General features: G+C 46.1%; 13 protein-coding genes and 1 tRNA gene. 4 read left to right on the top strand and 10 right to left on the bottom strand.

The annotated features are described in order from the left end of the window. Positions 1 to 14 precede the first annotated feature (14 nt). Entirely contained in the window at positions 15 to 578 is a 564-nt protein-coding gene (locus tag CWI81_RS03570; RefSeq protein ID WP_126783845.1) for an FMN-dependent NADH-azoreductase, read from the bottom strand. A 99-nt stretch (positions 579 to 677) separates the two neighbouring features. Between CWI81_RS03570 and CWI81_RS03565 the strand changes: the two genes are divergently transcribed. The 3 genes from CWI81_RS03565 (at position 678) to fabA (ending at position 4,263) form a co-directional block, all read left to right on the top strand. Then, the gene (locus tag CWI81_RS03565) at positions 678 to 1,592 is read left to right on the top strand and encodes a LysR substrate-binding domain-containing protein (RefSeq protein ID WP_126783844.1); all 915 of its coding nucleotides are present in this window, start codon (positions 678 to 680) and stop codon (positions 1,590 to 1,592) included. Between the two features lie 116 nt (positions 1,593 to 1,708). Continuing rightward, on the top strand, positions 1,709 to 3,655 hold the full coding sequence (locus tag CWI81_RS03560) for an AAA family ATPase (protein ID WP_241970333.1): 1,947 nt from the start codon (positions 1,709 to 1,711) through the stop codon (positions 3,653 to 3,655). A gap of 95 nt (positions 3,656 to 3,750) precedes the next feature. Further along, entirely contained in the window at positions 3,751 to 4,263 is a 513-nt protein-coding gene (gene fabA / locus CWI81_RS03555) for a bifunctional 3-hydroxydecanoyl-ACP dehydratase/trans-2-decenoyl-ACP isomerase (protein ID WP_126783843.1), read from the top strand. 84 nt (positions 4,264 to 4,347) lie between these two features. Here fabA and rmf read toward each other — a convergent pair whose 3' ends face one another. From rmf to rlmKL, 5 genes are all read right to left on the bottom strand, one after another. Next, on the bottom strand, positions 4,348 to 4,524 hold the full coding sequence (gene rmf / locus CWI81_RS03550; protein ID WP_126783842.1) for a ribosome modulation factor: 177 nt from the start codon (positions 4,522 to 4,524) through the stop codon (positions 4,348 to 4,350). Positions 4,525 to 4,698: 174 nt separating this feature from the next. Next, a complete protein-coding gene (locus tag CWI81_RS03545; RefSeq protein WP_126783841.1) occupies positions 4,699 to 6,420 on the bottom strand; it encodes a DUF3466 family protein in 1,722 nt (573 codons plus the stop codon). 3 nt (positions 6,421 to 6,423) lie between these two features. Further along, positions 6,424 to 8,340: an ATP-binding cassette ATPase Uup gene (uup, locus tag CWI81_RS03540; protein ID WP_126783840.1), complete on the bottom strand. Its 1,917-nt coding sequence runs from the start codon at positions 8,338 to 8,340 to the stop codon at positions 6,424 to 6,426. Beyond that, complete coding sequence (locus CWI81_RS03535; RefSeq protein WP_126783839.1) at positions 8,337 to 8,573, bottom strand: glutaredoxin family protein; 237 nt, start codon at positions 8,571 to 8,573, stop codon at positions 8,337 to 8,339. The genes uup and CWI81_RS03535 overlap by 4 nt, the downstream gene beginning before the upstream one ends. A gap of 8 nt (positions 8,574 to 8,581) precedes the next feature. After that, complete coding sequence (gene rlmKL / locus CWI81_RS03530; protein ID WP_126783838.1) at positions 8,582 to 10,705, bottom strand: bifunctional 23S rRNA (guanine(2069)-N(7))-methyltransferase RlmK/23S rRNA (guanine(2445)-N(2))-methyltransferase RlmL; 2,124 nt, start codon at positions 10,703 to 10,705, stop codon at positions 8,582 to 8,584. Between the two features lie 185 nt (positions 10,706 to 10,890). Here rlmKL and CWI81_RS03525 point away from each other — a divergent pair. Continuing rightward, positions 10,891 to 10,967, top strand: a tRNA-Met gene (locus tag CWI81_RS03525). 51 nt (positions 10,968 to 11,018) lie between these two features. Here CWI81_RS03525 and CWI81_RS03520 read toward each other — a convergent pair. The 4 genes from CWI81_RS03520 to CWI81_RS03505 all read right to left on the bottom strand — a co-directional run bounded on the left by CWI81_RS03520 (position 11,019) and on the right by CWI81_RS03505 (position 17,919). Continuing rightward, complete coding sequence (locus CWI81_RS03520) at positions 11,019 to 11,573, bottom strand: cell division protein ZapC domain-containing protein (RefSeq protein WP_126783837.1); 555 nt, start codon at positions 11,571 to 11,573, stop codon at positions 11,019 to 11,021. 77 nt (positions 11,574 to 11,650) lie between these two features. Then, positions 11,651 to 12,658 carry a quinone-dependent dihydroorotate dehydrogenase gene (locus CWI81_RS03515; protein ID WP_126783836.1) on the bottom strand — a complete coding sequence of 336 codons (1,008 nt, stop codon included), beginning with the start codon at positions 12,656 to 12,658 and terminating at the stop codon, positions 11,651 to 11,653. Then, a complete protein-coding gene (locus CWI81_RS03510) occupies positions 12,658 to 17,502 on the bottom strand; it encodes an NAD-glutamate dehydrogenase (protein ID WP_126783835.1) in 4,845 nt (1,614 codons plus the stop codon). The genes CWI81_RS03515 and CWI81_RS03510 overlap by 1 nt, the downstream gene beginning before the upstream one ends. A 189-nt stretch (positions 17,503 to 17,691) precedes the next feature. Next, positions 17,692 to 17,919, bottom strand: coding sequence for a DUF2835 family protein (locus CWI81_RS03505; protein ID WP_126783834.1), 228 nt, complete (start codon positions 17,917 to 17,919; stop codon positions 17,692 to 17,694).

Genomic DNA, 17,919 nt, shown 5'->3' with positions numbered 1-17,919 from the left:
AAAACGAGATCTAGCTATACTATCGCAGCAATATCAGCTGCTGCTTTGGCTAAACCTTCTGCGCGCGGCTCGTCTCCCATATTTAAGCCTTCTGCACGAACTACTTGCACATCAGTGATACCAATAAACGCTAATACGGTTCTCAAATAAGACTCCTGATGATCAAGTGCGGCTGCGTCACCTGAGGAGTAAATACCACCGCGACCAGAGGCAATATAGGCTTTCTTACCACTTAATAAGCCTTCTGGACCTGACTCTGTATAACGAAATGTAATTCCCGCCTGCAGTACTCGGTCAAACCAGGTTTTTAGCTGAGTCGGAATGGTAAAGTTGTACATTGGTGCACCTATCACCAGAACATCTGATTGTTGTAGTTCTTCAATCAGTTCATTAATCAACGGCTTATCTTCAGCTAATAGCTCTTCGGCCTGTAAATGAGGAATGGTCTGAGTCACCAGGTCACGATGGGTAACGGTCGCATCTGCTTCTTGCGTTAACTTACGTACGATATCAGCACTTAGCTGGCGACTTACTGATTGCTCCACAAAAATACCCGAATCCAAATGTAAAATGTTCATATCCACCTCCTATAAAGTATATAGGACTAGCTTACGTGTTCCGAAATTTAATAAAAGACGCTAAAATGGGACGTAACGTTCCAAAAATAGAACCCTAAAATGCCAATACCCGACATCGCTAATTACTATTTATTTGCCCGAACCATAAGAGCTGGCAGCATTAATGCAGCGTCCCGTGAGCTAGAGTTGCCAAAGTCGACCATTAGCCGGCGACTTTCACAGTTGGAAGAAGAGCAGGGCGTACGTCTAATGCACCGTGGCCGCACAGGGTTAAAGTTAACCGATGTTGGTGACGCATTTTTAGTGCACTGCGATTCCTTGGTGGAAGCATCGGAACTTGCACAACAAGTAACTCAAAGGCTGCTTGATAAACCAAGAGGCCGGGTCAACTTAAGTGCTCCGTATGCCATCAGCCAAAGCTTACTCGTGCAAATATTGCCAGAATTCATGACACTGTACCCAGAAGTACAATTGAACCTTATGGTAACCAACAGGCCTGTTGGTCTGGTCGAAGAGAATGTCGATCTAGCACTACGTGTGCGTACTCATATCGAAGACTCAAGCTTGATCGCGCGTCCGATTAGTCAGGCGCCATCGACACTTTATGTTGCGCCTAAGTTGGCACGAGAGATGATCATCGACACGCCTCAGGACCTGCAGAAGCTGCCTAATTTAAGTCTGCACTATACGAGTGGCAGGTACCGCTACCAGTTAACACATAAAACGACCGGCGAGCAACGAAGCGTTAGTTTCCAACCTCGGTTAATAACCGACGACATGATTGTTTTACGAGAAGCGGCTATCGCCGGACAAGGTGTAGTAGCACTGCCTAATTATTTATGTCAGCAAGCCGTCAACGAGGGACAGCTAGAAGCGGTATTACCGAGCTGGGAGTTGGCGATCGGTATAATGCATATGACGTATCCGCATCGGCGTGGATTAAAACCTGCAGTTCGAGTTTTAATTGATTTTCTAGCCGAGAAACTACCAGAAGTAGCAGAGCGCTCATTTTAAAAGTTAGTACTGACAGGTCTAGTTTAGTATTAAATAGATAGCATTTAACATAATATACATTATACGCAATTAGTGTTTAGGCGAGATTAGACGGTATTTTGGAAAAATCTGGTAGAATGTCTCCATTAACTAATAAGGAACTCGAGTTTATGCAATTAGATGTTCAGGCATTGCGTCCTGATACCTCAGTTTGGTTAAGCCAACGACCGACTTCCAGTGAAGAAAAATTGCTGGTTGGCCAACAGCGTGCAATGGATGCACTGACTCAGGCTCTGCGTCAGCGTGGCTGTTACTCAAATGTATTTGCAATTATTCCGGCTGGCTTGCAGAAACAGCAAGTACTGGACTGCTACTTCGAAGATAATGCGTGGCAACACTGTCGCTGGTACGACTGGTTGTATCTGGCTGATCCGGACGATCTATTACGACCACTTTGCGTTAATGCTCCCTCAGGGACAGCCGCGGAAGTTATGGATGCCATTGTTGAATTTATACAAGCCGACACAGCGACGCGAGCTGAGCTGCAGCAGCAAATCATCAGCCAATACGATACACCGAAGCTGCGCGACTATATGCAGCGAGTCAGTGATAAAACCAGTGAAGACTTTGCAGGTGGTCAGTTTGCAACGGTGTTAGTCGGCCACCATCACCCTGCACCTTTTTATTGGTGTGATCGGGTATCGGAAGCCCGTTTGTTTGGTCAAATTGGTGTGCAGTCGATTGAAGGCACTGTGCGTTCAGATCTTCATTTAATAGAGCCAGGCTTGATTCATAAAGCTAACGGCGGTGTGTTAGCGCTAGAAGTCAATCAGCTGCTGGAAAACCTTGAGTTGTGGCGTCGGTTAAAACATTTTCTGCTGAGTGGTTGGTTCGAATGGCCACAGTCATCTCCTGAAAGCGGCGCGGCCTACTTTTACCGCCCACAACCGGTCCCCGTCGATATTAAACTGCTGTTACTGGGTAATCGACATGAATACGCTCAATTGCGCGAGTACGATGAGGATTTTGATCATTTATTTCCGTTTTTAGCCGATTTTCACCGAGATTTTCCGTTGTATAGAGAGCCTGTTCAAGACTATTTTTGTTACCTGCAATACGTTTGGCAACGCGCCGATGTGCTACCACTTGAACAGTCGGGCTATTCCGCCCTGCTTTGCGCGAGTGCACGACGTACCGAATTTCAGCAGGAGTTAAGTTTAGACAGTATTTATTTAACACAATTGCTGCGAGAAGCTCATGATGTAGCCACCCAGGCGGCTAAGACGCAAATTGATGATAGCTCTATTGAGACGGCATTAGCACAACAACGAGCCCGGGAAAGCCAGTTCGCTGAACTCAGCCGTCGCAGTATCATTGAACATCAGGTTAAAATTGATACCGAAGGAGAGGTTATCGGTCAGGTCAATGGCCTTACCGTTATTACCATTGGTGGCTCGGAGTTTGGTGAACCATCACGAATAACAGCGACTATTCATTATGGTGACGGCGACATTATCGATATAGAAAGAAAATCTGATATGTCGGGCAATATACACACCAAAGGCGTCATGATTTTAAGCGCTTACCTGGCCAATCAGTTTGCACGACATGAGCCCATGTCGGTGTCTGCCACCGTTGTGTTTGAGCAGTCTTATTTTGAAGTGGATGGCGACAGTGCTTCTATGGCCGAGTTATGTTGTCTTATTTCCGCCTTGGCAGAATCGCCATTGACACAATCATTGGCAGTAACAGGCGCAATTGACCAGTTTGGTAACGTGCAGGCTATTGGTGCAGTCAACGAAAAAATTGAAGGCTATTTCGCCTTATGCCAGGAGCGTGGATTTAACGGCGAACACGGAGTGATTATTCCCGCTGCTAACCAGCCCCAGTTAAACTTGACTCCAGAAGTCATTAACGCCGTGCACAACGGTGATTTTTGCATCCACGCGGTCGATCATGTGGAGCAAGCATTGGAGCTGCTTAGTGGAACCTCTAATAAACAACTATTTGATCGCCTGCGACAACGCATTCATGACGATCACGATACGACCAGTAAACCTTGGTGGCGCAGACTATTTGATTGAACGATGAGTAAAATAACTAGTCGGAGTTGTTTGGCGTACACCTGTACGCTAAACTCGCTCTCATCTAAAATCTTTACTCAACAAAATAGGTTGTTATGAATCAATCCAGCTTTTCTCGCCAGGACTTAATTGACTGCAGTGAAGGTAAACTATTCGGCCCTGGTAATAGCCGCCTGCCCGCCCCTGATATGCTAATGATGGACCGCATTGTCGAAATTAATGACGAAGGCGGATCAGCAGGCAAAGGTTTCATCCATGCTGAACTCGATATTCACCCGGACCTTTGGTTTTTTGATTGTCACTTTAAAGGTGATCCGGTAATGCCTGGCTGTCTTGGATTAGACGCTATGTGGCAATTGGTCGGTTTTTACCTAGGTTGGCAAGGTGGCCCAGGACGTGGCCGCGCACTGGGTGTCGGAGAAGTTAAGTTCACCGGGCAAATCTTACCCGAACACAAGAAAGTCAGCTACTACATCGACATGAAGCGCGTAATAAAGCGTAAGTTGTTTATGGGTGTCGGTGATGGGCGTGTTGAAGTTGATGGGCGCCCTATTTATACGGCAAAAGATTTAAAAGTGGGTCTATTTACAGATACCACAACTTTTTAACTAACACAGACCAACTGTTGTTAAAAAGAAACGCCGGCAAATATCATTTAGCCGGCGTTTTTAATGAATTAAGTTAATGACAAATCAGCGGAACAAGCCGGTATTTCTTGCCTCCATAGCGTCGCGCCAACCTCCTAACCATTGTGAACGAAAATCGTCTTGTGTCTGATAGGGACAATACTCTTTAGAGCGTCCATGCAAGCCGGCTTTATAGCCTTGAGTGTGGGCTCGTTCAAAGCGGTCACGCTTTTGTCTTTTCATAAATCTACCCCTCTCCTGTTTTCACAGATTCTTGTTTAGATTATCGGAGAGCTTTTTTATGCCCTCACTTAATTGATAGTCTTATTTCGGGATAGTTCAATATGTAAAAGTAACACAGCCACCTTGAAAATCAGTAAAGGATTGAAACTGTGTTACTTTTTGATGAAGATTTTATTATGATTTTTTGCTTTGTTGTTCAGCATTTCGACGTGTAAATGTTATAAGCCCGCCGAATAATGCTAGTAACGCAAGTGGTAACCCACCGATAGCTGCGCCACTGCGCTCAACACGGTTTTCTTCCTCGAGACAGTTGTTCAATTCACCTTCAACAGGATCGAGTTTAATCGAAACTGATATTTCACGACTTTGCGTGTCACCATTGTCGTCAACGTATTCCTCTGTTTTTAACGCAGTAGCTAGTACTTCACCAGAGTCGGTTACGTCGTTACCTTCAACGATAAAGTAAGGGCTGTCACACGCAAGCGCATTGTTTAAGTCGATAAACTGAGGTTGTTCAGCGTTTGAGTCATACCAAAAGCCTGAACGCCGGCGTGTTGACTGAAGTGTCGCTTCAAACTCGCCTGTTCCTACAATAATGCCATCAGAGTTAATGGCATTAGGCACTGTCGAAGAGCCTGCAAAATAACCCGGTAACTCGGTTAACTCACCACTGTCCAGATCATAATAAAACCCGCGGTTGCGCAGGTTGCCGGAGCGGTTTTCCACTAAGTAACCAACCGCGCGATTGCTGTCATTGATATCGGTAGCGCCACCCCAAAAAAAGCTGTCGCTTTCGGTTACCGGCAGTGCTTCTCCATTTTGGAAGATAGCTGGCATACGGATAGCTCCGCGTTCCGGATGGTAAGTCCAGCTCTGACCAACAGCGATACCGTTGTTGTTAACAGCAAATGCATAGCTCGAGAAATCTTTATTATCGTCTTCACGACGTTCAGTCAGCGTCCCAAGTTCGGTAGAACTAATAACCTCACCGTTGCTGTCTAACTGCCATAAATAACCACGAATGTCATAAATTGAACGACGAGCCAGGTATTCACTACGCGAGAAAAAAGACGGCGCTATATTGCTGGCTCTTTGTGTATATAGGTCAAACCATGCCTTATGAATACACACTTGCGCAGGTTCGATAGCCGGAACATCCGCATCTTCCTCAGTACAGGCATCGATTCGATCCTGAGCAAAAGGACTGACTGCGGTACTGGCATAACCTGCCGCGAGGCCGCTGTCGTTAATATCAAGAATGGCGCTTTCGCCGCCTAATTCAGCGGTTTCAGGCGGTTCTATAGTGGTTGACTGACCATCGCGATACCAAACTGCACGGCTAATGTAGTCACGCACATAAAAGGTTTTATCAACTTGCTCGTCGTTACTATCGACGTAACTAAAATCAATTGGATAAAACGGCGCCGTCATTGAGCCGACTATTGAGTTAGCCGAGTTAATGTCGTAAAAAAAGCTATCAACCGAAATTGAATCTTGCTCAGCCGCTAGCAGCTCTGACTGAGTAACACCATCGTTCAAAAAACCACTGTACTGGCTGATCTGCAACTGCTCGAAGTTTATATTGGCATTAACAGCAGTACGCCCCAAAATGAATTCATATTGAGATTGAGTGAGATTCTCAACATTTTCCGGATCTTCGATACCAACACTTGCTAACAGAGACTCTGAGAGTTGTGTTAAATCAATATCGACATCTTTTGGATACTGACTGATACCGACAACATGGCCCTGGTCGTTCATTGCTTGAGGGAAGCTATTGCGATAGTTATCGGCTGTTGGCAACTCCTCAAGCTCGAATGTATCAGCATAGCTACCAACACTGACTGCGGCTAAAATGCCAGCACTTAAGCCTTTAAGTACGAATTGTTTCATCATTCACTAACTACTCTGTTTTGATAAGTTTTCAAGTTCTTCCCATCGCTCCAGCATTAACAGTAACTGCTCTTCTAATTGAGCGGCCTCGGTCATTACCGGCTCGGTCACATCAATTGGCTGGTTAAAGAACTCAGGTTCATTTAGTTTCTTCTGTATCGTTTCGAGTTTTTCTTCTTGTGCCTGTATTTCACCAGGGAGGTTATCGAGCTCTCTTTGTAATTTATAGGATAACTTTTTATTAGCTTTTCCTGAACCCTTGTCAGACAGTTGCGTCTGGCTTTTGGTTCCTTGGTTTTCTACAGCTGAAGCAGATTGCTGCGGACGAGATGCTAAATAGTGCTCCAGCTCGGTAAAACCACCAATAATTTCATTAATCCTGCCGCCGCCTTCAAAGTGTAAGACAGCTGTTGCAGTATTATCGACAAACTCCCGGTCGTGACTGACTAACAGCACGGTTCCCTGATATTCAGCAATAATTTGCTCAAGCAGCTCTAAAGTTTCGATATCGAGATCGTTGGTTGGCTCATCCAGAACCAGCAAATTACTTGGCTTGAGCAAAATCTTCGCCAGTAGTGCCCTGTTTCGTTCACCGCCTGATAATGCAGATACTGGGGTTCTAGCTTGTTTTGGAGTAAATAAAAAGTCCTGCAGATAACTTAGAATATGCCGGGGACGCCCCTGGAACACTACGTCCTGCTTACCGTCACCGACATTGTCCATAACGCTTTGTTTTGGATCGAGTTGCGCCCGATGTTGATCAAAGTAAGCCACCTCTAAATTGGTGCCGAATTTTAGCTGACCAGAATCGACTGACTGTTCACCTAGAATCACTTTGATTAAGGTGCTTTTTCCGCAGCCGTTGGGGCCAATCAGTGCAACCTTGTCGCCACGCTGCAGCATCAAATCGAGGTTTCTAATAATGGCTTTATCACCAAACTGAAGCTGTATATCTTCACCTTCAAATACCCGCTTACCCGAGCGCCCTGCTTCGTTAACCCGCAGATTTGCCTGACCCTGAAGCTCACGGCGTTGTTGTCTCTGTTTGCGTAATGCCTGAAGCGCCCGCACCCGACCTTCGTTACGCGTTCGGCGAGCTTTAACGCCCTGCCTGATCCAGCTTTCTTCAGCAGCTAGCTTTTTATCGAATTCTGCATTTTGCGCGGTTTCGACCTCTAACTGCTCTTGCTTCTTTTCAAGATACCGATCGTAATTGCCGGGGTAGCTGCTCAACTGACCACGATCAAGATCGACAATGCGTGTCGCTAAGCTTCGGATAAATGCACGGTCGTGGCTGATAAACAGAACTGCCCCTTTAAACTCCTTAACTTGCTCTTCTAGCCAGCGGACCATCTCTATATCAAGATGGTTGGTTGGCTCATCCAGTAGCAACACGTCTGGGTTAACGACCAACGCCCTTGCTAACGCTACCCGTCTTAGCCACCCGCCAGAGAGGTCAGCCATGCCTAGATCATGTGGTAAGTCTAAACGGGTCAATACCTGCTCAATACGGGTCTCTATCTGCCACCCGTTATTCGCATCTATTTTTGCCTGCAGCGCATCTATTTCGTTTAGTACTGCATCGGACGGGTTATCGGTAAGCTGCTCTGACAATAGATGATACCGGGCTAACTGCGCCCCGGTTTCTCTTAAAGCTTCTGCAACGTAATCATAAACTCGTTGCTCGGATTGCTGTGGTGGATCCTGAGGTAAACGAGTTACTACCGTATCGCCAACGTATTGAACCTGGCCGTCGTCTAACGCAATCTCTTGATCAATAACTTTTAATAAAGTCGACTTGCCAGCACCATTTCTGCCCACCAAACAAACGCGTTCGCCGGGCTCTAGCACAAAGTTTACATGGTCTAAAATGGCGTCTGCGCCAAAAGCCAGCTGTGCATCTTGCACACGTAATAAATTCATCGTTCGACAAACTCCAGTAACTGTTGCTGATCAAATGGCCAGCGCAGCTCATTATCTTGATGATCGACTAATACAGGAACCAGCCAGCCATATTCTTCCTGCAAATCGGAACGCGTTGATATATCAACCATAGATAAATCGACCGGCTCTTCCAGAGGCAATTCATGCAGCAACTGCAATGCCTCTGTACATAATGGGCAGTTCGGTTTTGAGAGAAAATAAAAGGTTGCCATATCAGCGCTTAAATTCTTGAAATAATGTAATAATGATGAATACCTTTATGGCGTTTAAAGTCCTCTGGAATGGACGCCTCGGTTTGATCATTCACCGAAAAGCCCGCCTTTTCTAAAGCTTCTTCGTCAATCTTAAATTTTCGGCGGTTATTGGAAAACAAAATAACGCCATCCTCAGTTAATAACCGTGCCGCGGTTTTTATTAAACCAACGTGGTCGCGCTGAATATCCAACGTTCCTTCCATTCGTTTCGAGTTACTAAACGTTGGCGGATCAAGAAAGATAACGTCAAATGGGTCAAGCTGGCGATTCTCTCGCAACCAGTTAAAGCAATCAGCCTGAATGAACTCATAGTTAGGATTGTTCAGACCATTGAGCCTGAAGTTACGCTCACCCCAGCGTAGATAAGTTTTTGACATATCCACCGATACAACACGGTTGGCTCCACCAAGTGCCGCCTGGACCGATGCGGAACAGGTGTAAGCAAACAAGTTCAAAACATCCAGACCATCGCATTTATCGACAAGTTCTTTGCGAACCAGTCGATGGTCAAGGAACAAACCAGTGTCCAGATAGTCAGTTAAATTAACTTCAAACTGCGCGGCGTATTCATTGATATGCAACACCACGCTCTCCGCGGGTTCTTTTTTCTTTTGATATTGCTGAGTACCCGATTGCCGCTGCCGCACTTTTAAAATAATGTGGTCCTCGGTGTAAGGCAGAACATCGCTAATCGTTTCGAGCAAATGCCATAAACGATCGCGGGCAACCCCTTCTGGAATTGTCTTCGGTGGTGCATATTCCTGTACCACTAAGTAGTCCTGATAAACATCAATTGCAGCGTTGTAGTCCGGCAAATCTGCATCGTACAAACGCCAGGCTTCCAGCTGCTCTTTACGGGCCCACTTTGACAGCTTCTGATGGTTCTTCTGGAGCCGGTTAGCAATGTCATTGTTTTGATTTTCGGTAAACTCTGGTTGCTCTTTGGTTAAGTCGTAATTAGCAAGCGTGACTTCAAGCGCGCCATTGTGGAAGCGATACTTTTTATCGCTACGAAGTTTTAAGCGTTTAAGTAAGCTCTCATCGCCGGCCAATATAGCTGCTTTCCAGCCACTAAACTGTGCCTTCAGCTGACGACCAAAACGGCGATATAACAATAACGTTTCCACTTCCTCACCGAGTCTCTCACCGTATGGCGGGTTGCTCACCAGCAGCCCATTCTCAGCCGGTGCCTCGACTTCCATAGCATTCTCATGGCGGAATTCTATAAACTTATCCAGTAACACCCGTTTGCTGTTAGTCTCAGCCATAGCCACTAATCGGGAATTAATATCACTGGCAACGATACGACCGGTAAACGTTGCGCGAGCTTTCTTGAAGCGCAGCTCCGCCTGCTCAAGCAGTTCATGCCAAACTTTTGGCTGGTGCCCTTTCCAGTTTAAAAAGCCCCAATTTGCCCGAGCTAATCCCGGAGCATGATCAAGCGCCATCATAGCGGCTTCAATCACCAGTGTTCCGGAACCACAGAACGGGTCGCAAAAGTTAAATTCGGGCTTTCCTAAAAACTCTTCGATGCCGGCACGGTATAGAATCGCAGCCGCCAAATTTTCCCGCAACGGCGCTTCGCCCTGCTGCAGTCGGTAGCCCCTTCTATGCAAGCCTTCACCACTAAAATCTAAAGACCAAACTAGTTCGCCCTTATGCAATCTTGCCGCTATACGGATATCGGGGTGCTGTTTATCCACTGATGGGCGCTGCTGACCCAAAGCTTTAAAGTAATCGACAATACCATCTTTAATGATTTGCGCACCAAACTGCGTATGTCGTATTTGTTCACTGTGGCCATTAAAATCGATGACTAAGGACGCACTCGGATCTAATACCTGCTGCCAGTCATATTGTGTAATCACCGCCTGAATATCGTCAGCGGTAGTTACCTCGGCTTTACCGAGTTCAAGCAGCACCCGGCTCGCAAGGCGGGACCATAAGGCAACCTGATAAGCTTGCTCCAGCGAAGCTTGAATCGTGCAACCTGCAAGCGTTTGTTTTACATCCGTTATTCCCAACGTTTGTAGTTCGTCAAAAAGTAACGGTTCGATGCCTTTTGCGCAGGCGATAAAGTATCTTTGCATGAAGTTCGTAAAACCCATAATAAACAATGGCAATGATTATACAGAAGGCAGGCATCGGTGTCTTTAATAGCGCCTGTTTTGGTGAGTTTATCAGCAAAGTGCCGAATATTTAATCGAACGGTAATAAATCTGAAAATAGCGCTTGCGTTAAACGCTAAAGGTCTCTACTATGCACCTCAATCGGACGCGGGGTGGAGCAGTCTGGTAGCTCGTCGGGCTCATAACCCGAAGGTCGTAGGTTCAAATCCTGCCCCCGCAACCAATTCTTCCGATTCCTTTCTAAAGAAATTACTCATTTTTAATAATCTTTTTTTTAAGCCAGCTTTTGTGTCCAGTCTTTTTGTGTCGATGCAGCCAGATCTATGGTCGCTGGTAACAAACGGTTATTGAGGACTTTCATGACTTGAAATTGCTTTAATGTCTTAATCGCAGATACCTGCATTGACGAACTCATTAATAGACAGCTGGCAAATTCATCATCAATATCCAGAATTAAAAACAAGCCTTGATCGAAACCTGAGTTTAACTCACAAAGCGTCCGCTCTCTGGACCACTGTTCCAGGTCAGACTTCTGAAAATGCCAACTCTGTGGCATCTGTGGGCAGCCGAAACGCTTAAATGCAACCGCGTTAACGGCAACTTGCTCTGGGGAAGCTTTTAGTGACTCTGCGGGATAGGATTGTAACGACTCCACAATCGACTGATACAAACTTGCATCCTCAATGTCCAGCGGCTGTTTTGTAAAACTAATATTTACCAGCTGCTGACTCTTATACGGCAAGGTATAAGGTTCAGGTTCATCTGTTTGTATCGCCAGCTGTTGTTTCTCCGGGCTGTACAGCCAAAACCACTGGGTTGAGTCGTGCAAAATCGTTCCTTGTTAATTATAATATGGGAATTTGCACATCTAAAATACTAAATGTAGCGACGCCTGACAAGTTTAGCTTACAGTTTGTTTACAATTTCTTTAACCAGCTTAGGGCCTTTATAAATAAACCCGGTATAGAGCTGCACTAAACTCGCTCCCGCATCCAGCTTCTGCTTAGCTGATTGTAAACTGTCAATTCCACCCACACCGATAATCGGAATGTCTTCATGCAGATGTTGGCGTAAAAGCTTAATCACGCCGGTGCTTAATGACCGCACCGGAACACCACTTAATCCACCGGCCTGCTCAGCTAATTGCTGATCTTTCAAACCTTCGCGAGACAAGGTCGTGTTGGTTGCAATGACTCCATCAATACCTTGCTGATTAAATGCCTCAGCCATGGTTTTGACTTCTTCTTCGGTCAAATCCGGTGCAATCTTAACCACTAACGGAACATAACGCCCTATTTCTTCAGCCAATGCCCGCTGTCGGCTTTTCAATCCTTCTAACAGTGCGTTTAATGCATCGCCATGTTGAAAGTTTCTTAAGCCGGGGGTATTCGGTGAGGAAATATTAATAGTGATGTAGTCGGCCAGCGCATACACTTTTTCCAGACAAATTAAATAATCTGACAGTGCATCAGCTTCTTCAGTGGTTTTATTTTTGCCGATGTTAATTCCGACAATGCCGTGATAACGGGCCTTTTTTACTTGGTCGACCAGCGCATCAACACCATCATTGTTAAAACCCATACGGTTTATGATGGCCTGATCTTTCGGCAGCCGAAACAAACGCGGCTTTGGGTTTCCCGGCTGGGGCTTTGGTGTCACCGTACCGATCTCGATAAAGCCAAATCCCATCTGCCCAAATGCTCGTATACAGCGACCATTCTTATCCAGGCCGGCAGCCAGACCTACCGGGTTTGGAAACTTAAGCCCCATAACTTCGACAGGTTTTGCAGGCAACCGTTGTCGCCAGAACAGCGACAACGGTGTATTTGCAAAGCGTCTTAAAATGCCAAGCGTTAAATCGTGAGAATCCTCAGCATCTTGTGCAAATAACCAACGTCTTAGCAGTTGATACACTAGCCGCCTACCTTAGGTGCACAGTTATGGCTTAGTAGCATTAATTCGCGCAAGGCAACTGAGAATTTTGCAAACTCATGACTTTTCGTTGTACGGAAGTCAGAAAGCATACTCTGCCAACGCTGCAACAAGGCTTCGTTTTGATCGATCCAGTCTTGCAGTTTTTGTTCTGGCTTGTTGGCTTCCTCAGTAGACTTCAACACCACCAATGTCAGCGAGCGTTGCTGCCAATCCAACTCTTCGCGGAACGCGGCGCGAGCCAACGCTTGCCAATGGTTGGCAACGGGTTGCTGGTTTATCTGATTAAGGAACCAATGCAGATTCAGTTTCGCTCCAAGGTGGAAGTAAAGCTCACCAACAATGTTAAAGCTTTGCTGCGTATCGTGCGCAATTTCTGCCACGTCCATTGCCGAGAATACCGTGCTAAGGCAGGCTATCTTCTTCGCTAAGTCAGCTGGATAGCCAAGCTCTTGATATTTCTTGGCGGAGTCGCGCAATACTTCTGCTTCTTCCTCGGTCATATAGTTTAAGCAGTTTTCACGCAAGTCATCGAACGCCGGCATGTAAAACTCTATGTGTTCCTGAATGCCGTTCAATGACGGATTACGGTGACGTAAGAACCAACGAGTAGCACGACGCACCATGCGGCGCAGCTGGAACAATATTTCGTTCTGCGACTCAGCAGGAACTTTGTTATCCAATTCTTCAATTTGCTGCCATAACTCTTCAACCCGGAAGCATTCGCGCGCCACCACATAGGATGAAGCAACCTCAGCGACTGATGCTCCTGTGGCTTCTTGCTTACGCAGGACAAAGTTAGGACCCATATCGTTAACAATATTATTGGCTAACTTAGTCGCAATTATTTGACCTTTAAGCGGATGCGACTCCATGGTTTCAGCAAATTGCTTTTGCAACGGTCGCGGAAACGACTCAAATAGCTCGCGAGAATGATAAGGATCCTCGGTAATTTCATCGGTAATCAGCTGCTCTTTTAGCACCATTTTGCCGTAAGCAGTAATTACCGATAACTCGGGTCGTGTCAGGCCTTGGTTTGCGGCTTGTCGTTCTGCTAGCTCATCATCACTGGGCAAAAATTCAAGTGAGCGGTTTAACGATCCCTGACGCTCAAGTTCATGAATAAAGCGCTGCAGCTCTTTTATCTGATCAGCTCCACGCAGAGCCGTTACAGATATCGACGATGTCTGGCGATTACAGTCATCCAGCACAATTTCAGACACTTCGTCGGTCATGTCATAAAGCAACTTATCACGCTGCTTTTTAGTTAAGTCGCCACTGTTAACCAGGCTATTCAGCAGAATCTTAATATTAACTTCGTTATCGGAGCAATCGACACCACCGACATTGTCGACAAAGTCGGTGTTAATCCGTCCGCCATTTTGTGCAAACTCAATTCGTCCCAACTGAGTCATACCGAGGTTGCCGCCCTCGCCAATAACTTTAGCATTGAGCTCCGAACCATTCACTCGTAATGCATCGTTTGCCCGGTCGCCAACATCAGAGTCAGTTTCCTGCTTGCCTTTAACATAAGTGCCAATGCCGCCGTTCCAAATCAAATCAACATCCATGGTCAGGCAAGCTCTGATCAATTCATTTGGCGCCATTGATTTCTTCTTGGTTCCCAGCATCTTTTTGATTTCAGGCGTAAGCTCAATCGCTTTCGCGCTGCGGTTAAAAATGCCACCGCCTTTAGAAATGAGATCTTTATCGTAATCTTCCCAGCTTGAGCGAGGTAATTTAAATAACCGGTCGCGTTCCTTCCACGACTTAGCCGCATCAGGGTTAGGGTCGATAAATATGTGTAAATGGTTAAAAGCAACCTGCAAGCGAGTATGTTTTGACAACAGCATACCGTTACCGAAAACATCACCACCCATATCCCCTATCGCTAAACAGGTGAAATCGGTCGACTGACAATCAATTCCCATTTCGCGGAAGTGGCGTTTAACTGATTCCCAGGCTCCACGAGCGGTAATACCCATTTTTTTATGGTCGTAACCAACAGAACCACCAGAAGCAAAAGCATCACCTAACCAGAAGTTGTATTCGGCCGAGATACTATTAGCAATATCTGAGAAAGTGGCCGTTCCTTTATCAGCCGCGACCACAAGGTAAGAGTCGTCGTCGTCATGGCGAACAACGTTCTCCGGTGCTACAACCTCACCTTCTACAATATTGTCACTAATATCCAGCAACGCCCGAATAAAGGTTTTATAACAGGATTTGCCTTCCGCCATCATCCCTTCACGGTCTTCCGGCAGCGCTTTACAGATAAAGCCACCTTTAGCACCGACCGGCACAATAACGGTGTTCTTAACTTGCTGTGCTTTGACCAGGCCAAGTACTTCGGTACGAAAGTCTTCCCGACGATCAGACCAACGCAGACCACCGCGAGCAACTTTGCCGCCTCTTAAATGTACCCCTTCAACTCGTGGTGAGTAGACAAAGATTTCATACTTAGGCAGCGGTAAGGGCATTTCCGGTATCAGTTCAGGTAAAAACTTCACCGAAATATAGGGTTTGTCATTTCCTTCAGCGTCGGGCTGGAAAAAGTTGGTCCGTAACGCCGCATCAATTAACTCAACATAACGGCGGATAATCCGGTCATCGTCCAGGTTTGCAACGTTGTCCAGTTCCCCATTTATTCGCGTGTGCAAAGATTCCAGTTTCTTATCCATGCCCTTAGTGCCCGGTTCGAAGCGGGTAAAGAACATTTTTACAACCAGTTTCGCTAACAGCGGATATTTGCTGAAGGTACTCTCGATATAGCTTTGACTAAATGTGGTGCCAATTTGACGCATGTACTTAGCTAACATACGCAAGATAGTCACTTGCCGCCCGGTCATGCCGGCGCCTAGCACTAAACGGTTGAAGCCGTCATCCTCGAGCTGGCCGCGCCAAACTTTGGCAAAGGCATTTTGGAACAGTTCACGAGTTGTTTCTAATTCAAGTGAGCCGCCAGTGTGGATCATTTGGAAATCAAGTATCCAATAAGTTACACCATCGGCCGTGCGAATTGGGTAAGGACTCTCACCGATAACTCGCAGCCCGAAGTTTTCTAGCATCGGCAAAACATCGGACAAATGAATAGGTTCGTCTTTATGGAATAGCTTTAGACGCAAATGAACACTGTCGTCTTTTTCCTCTTGCGCACGGTATAGCACCATGCCCAGTTTATGCGCATCGTCTAATGATTCCAGCTGCTTTAAGTCAGAAATAGCAACCGATGGCAGCACCTCCTCTTTGTAAGAACGTGGGAATGCCGAACCATAGCGCTTTAACAGTTGTGTGGCTTTAGCCTCACCAAAGGTGGAGTGAACAATACGCTCGAAGTTGTCTTCCCAAGTGCGAGCCGCTTCAATCAAGTTTTGTTCTAATTCCTTCACGTTCACATCCTGTTGTTCATCGCGTAAACGCACTGTGTAATGCGTACGAGCTAATGCGCTCTCAGAAAAATAGGTGGTAAAATCAACGTCGTAATCGGTGTTCAAGGTACGCTGCAATATTTGCTGGGTGCGCTCCCGTAGTATCGTGTTGTAGCGCTCTTTCGGCACATACACCATTATCGACATAAACCGCCCAAAAATATCACGCCGCACAAATACTCGCGTCATATCGCGTTCTTGCATCTGCAGAACACCCAAACCCACTTCCAGCAGGTCGGCATCGTTAGCCTGCACAATTTCATCCCGCGGATAGGTTTCCAATATATTCAATAGTGCTTTCGCCGCATGAGATTGTGGTGCAAAACCTGAACTTTCTATAACCCGGCCGATTTTCTCACTAACTAGCGGAATATCACGCGCACTATCGTTATAAAAATTAGCCGAATAAAGACCGATAAAACGCTCTTCACCAATAACATCACCATCTTCGTCAAAGCGTTTAATTCCAATGTAATCAAAATAAGCAGGACGATGCACGCGTGACTTAGAGTTGGTCTTGGTCAGCAGTAAGATACGTTTATCATGGCTAATTTCACGGCCGTCTTCTGGAAGCGTCGATATTAACCGCCCTTTATCCGACTCTGAGTTACGCATTAAGCCAAGGCTACTGTTTTTCACCTGCTTTAATTCATAATCTCCTTTCACCGGCTTCAAATCATATGAGCGGTAACCAACCAGAGTGAAATTATCGTCTGCTAACCAACTGAGAAACTTTTGAATCTCACTTTTCTGTTTCTTGCTGCATGGATATTGTTCGCCGTTCACATTGTCGGCAACGCTATGCAGACGTTCACGCATTGTTTTCCAGTCGTTAACTGCAAGGCTGATCTCTTCCATGACTGAAATCAGTTCTTTGCGTATGGCTTTAATCTCTTCGTTATCGGTTTGACGGTCGATCTCAATTAAGAAAACGGTATCAACGTGATTATCGCCCCGGGTACCGGGCTTCAGCATCTCAGTTACCTGGTTATCCGCATCCCGTTCGTGGCTGATCGGCATATGCAATAGCAAGTGCGTGGTAATGCCCATGCGTTGCAGCGCCATTCGCACAGAATCGACCATAAACGGCATATCACTTTGAATAATCTCAATAATGGTATGCGGGGATTCCCAGCCATCGTTGGGAACATCCGGGTTATAAACTTTAATCAGAGCCTTATCACCAGGCTTATATTCGTTAAAGCTGTGCCATAGTCCTAGTACCGCACCGTACATATCACTGTCATTACGGTGGCTAAGATCATCAGAGGCAATGTTGCGATACAAGCGTTTAGCAAACTCCTGTACCAATGAGGATTGAGAGGACGAGACTTTTTTCTTAATTAATTCAACGACTTTTTCCAGCAGAACTGGAGACTGACCATCGACCAACGACATAATTGCAGAGTCCTTGAGCTTTTAGTAGTGAAACGTCGTAGGTAAGCCGAACAGCGACCCACGGCCCGATAATCTATGATTGATGTTATTGTCGGACATTTGACGCGGGCTTTCAACGCTATTTCCAGTAATAGTTAACTCTTTAGACCAGCCACCTCATTAGGTTATGAGATTTTGTCTAATAACTATCTAGCGAACGCGCTGTAAAGCAACAAATTTATTGCTCTGATCAACGGTAAGGCGGAATAGGCCCCGAACCCCTGAAGAGTCGACAAAAGGCACCATGCGCCCGGCCGGAATAGACACACGAGTGCCTTGCGTTGATGTAACAACTAACTGCTGCGCACCACCACCGTAATAGATTTCGGTAAACTCCTGGTAACTCATCGATACAGAAAACAAGTAGTCAATCGTCAT

It is taken from the genome of Idiomarina seosinensis, assembly GCF_003987275.1.
Lineage (GTDB): Bacteria > Pseudomonadota > Gammaproteobacteria > Enterobacterales > Alteromonadaceae > Idiomarina > Idiomarina seosinensis.
Note: the sequence above shows the minus strand (reverse complement) of the source record. Positions and strands in the feature narration are given on the sequence as shown.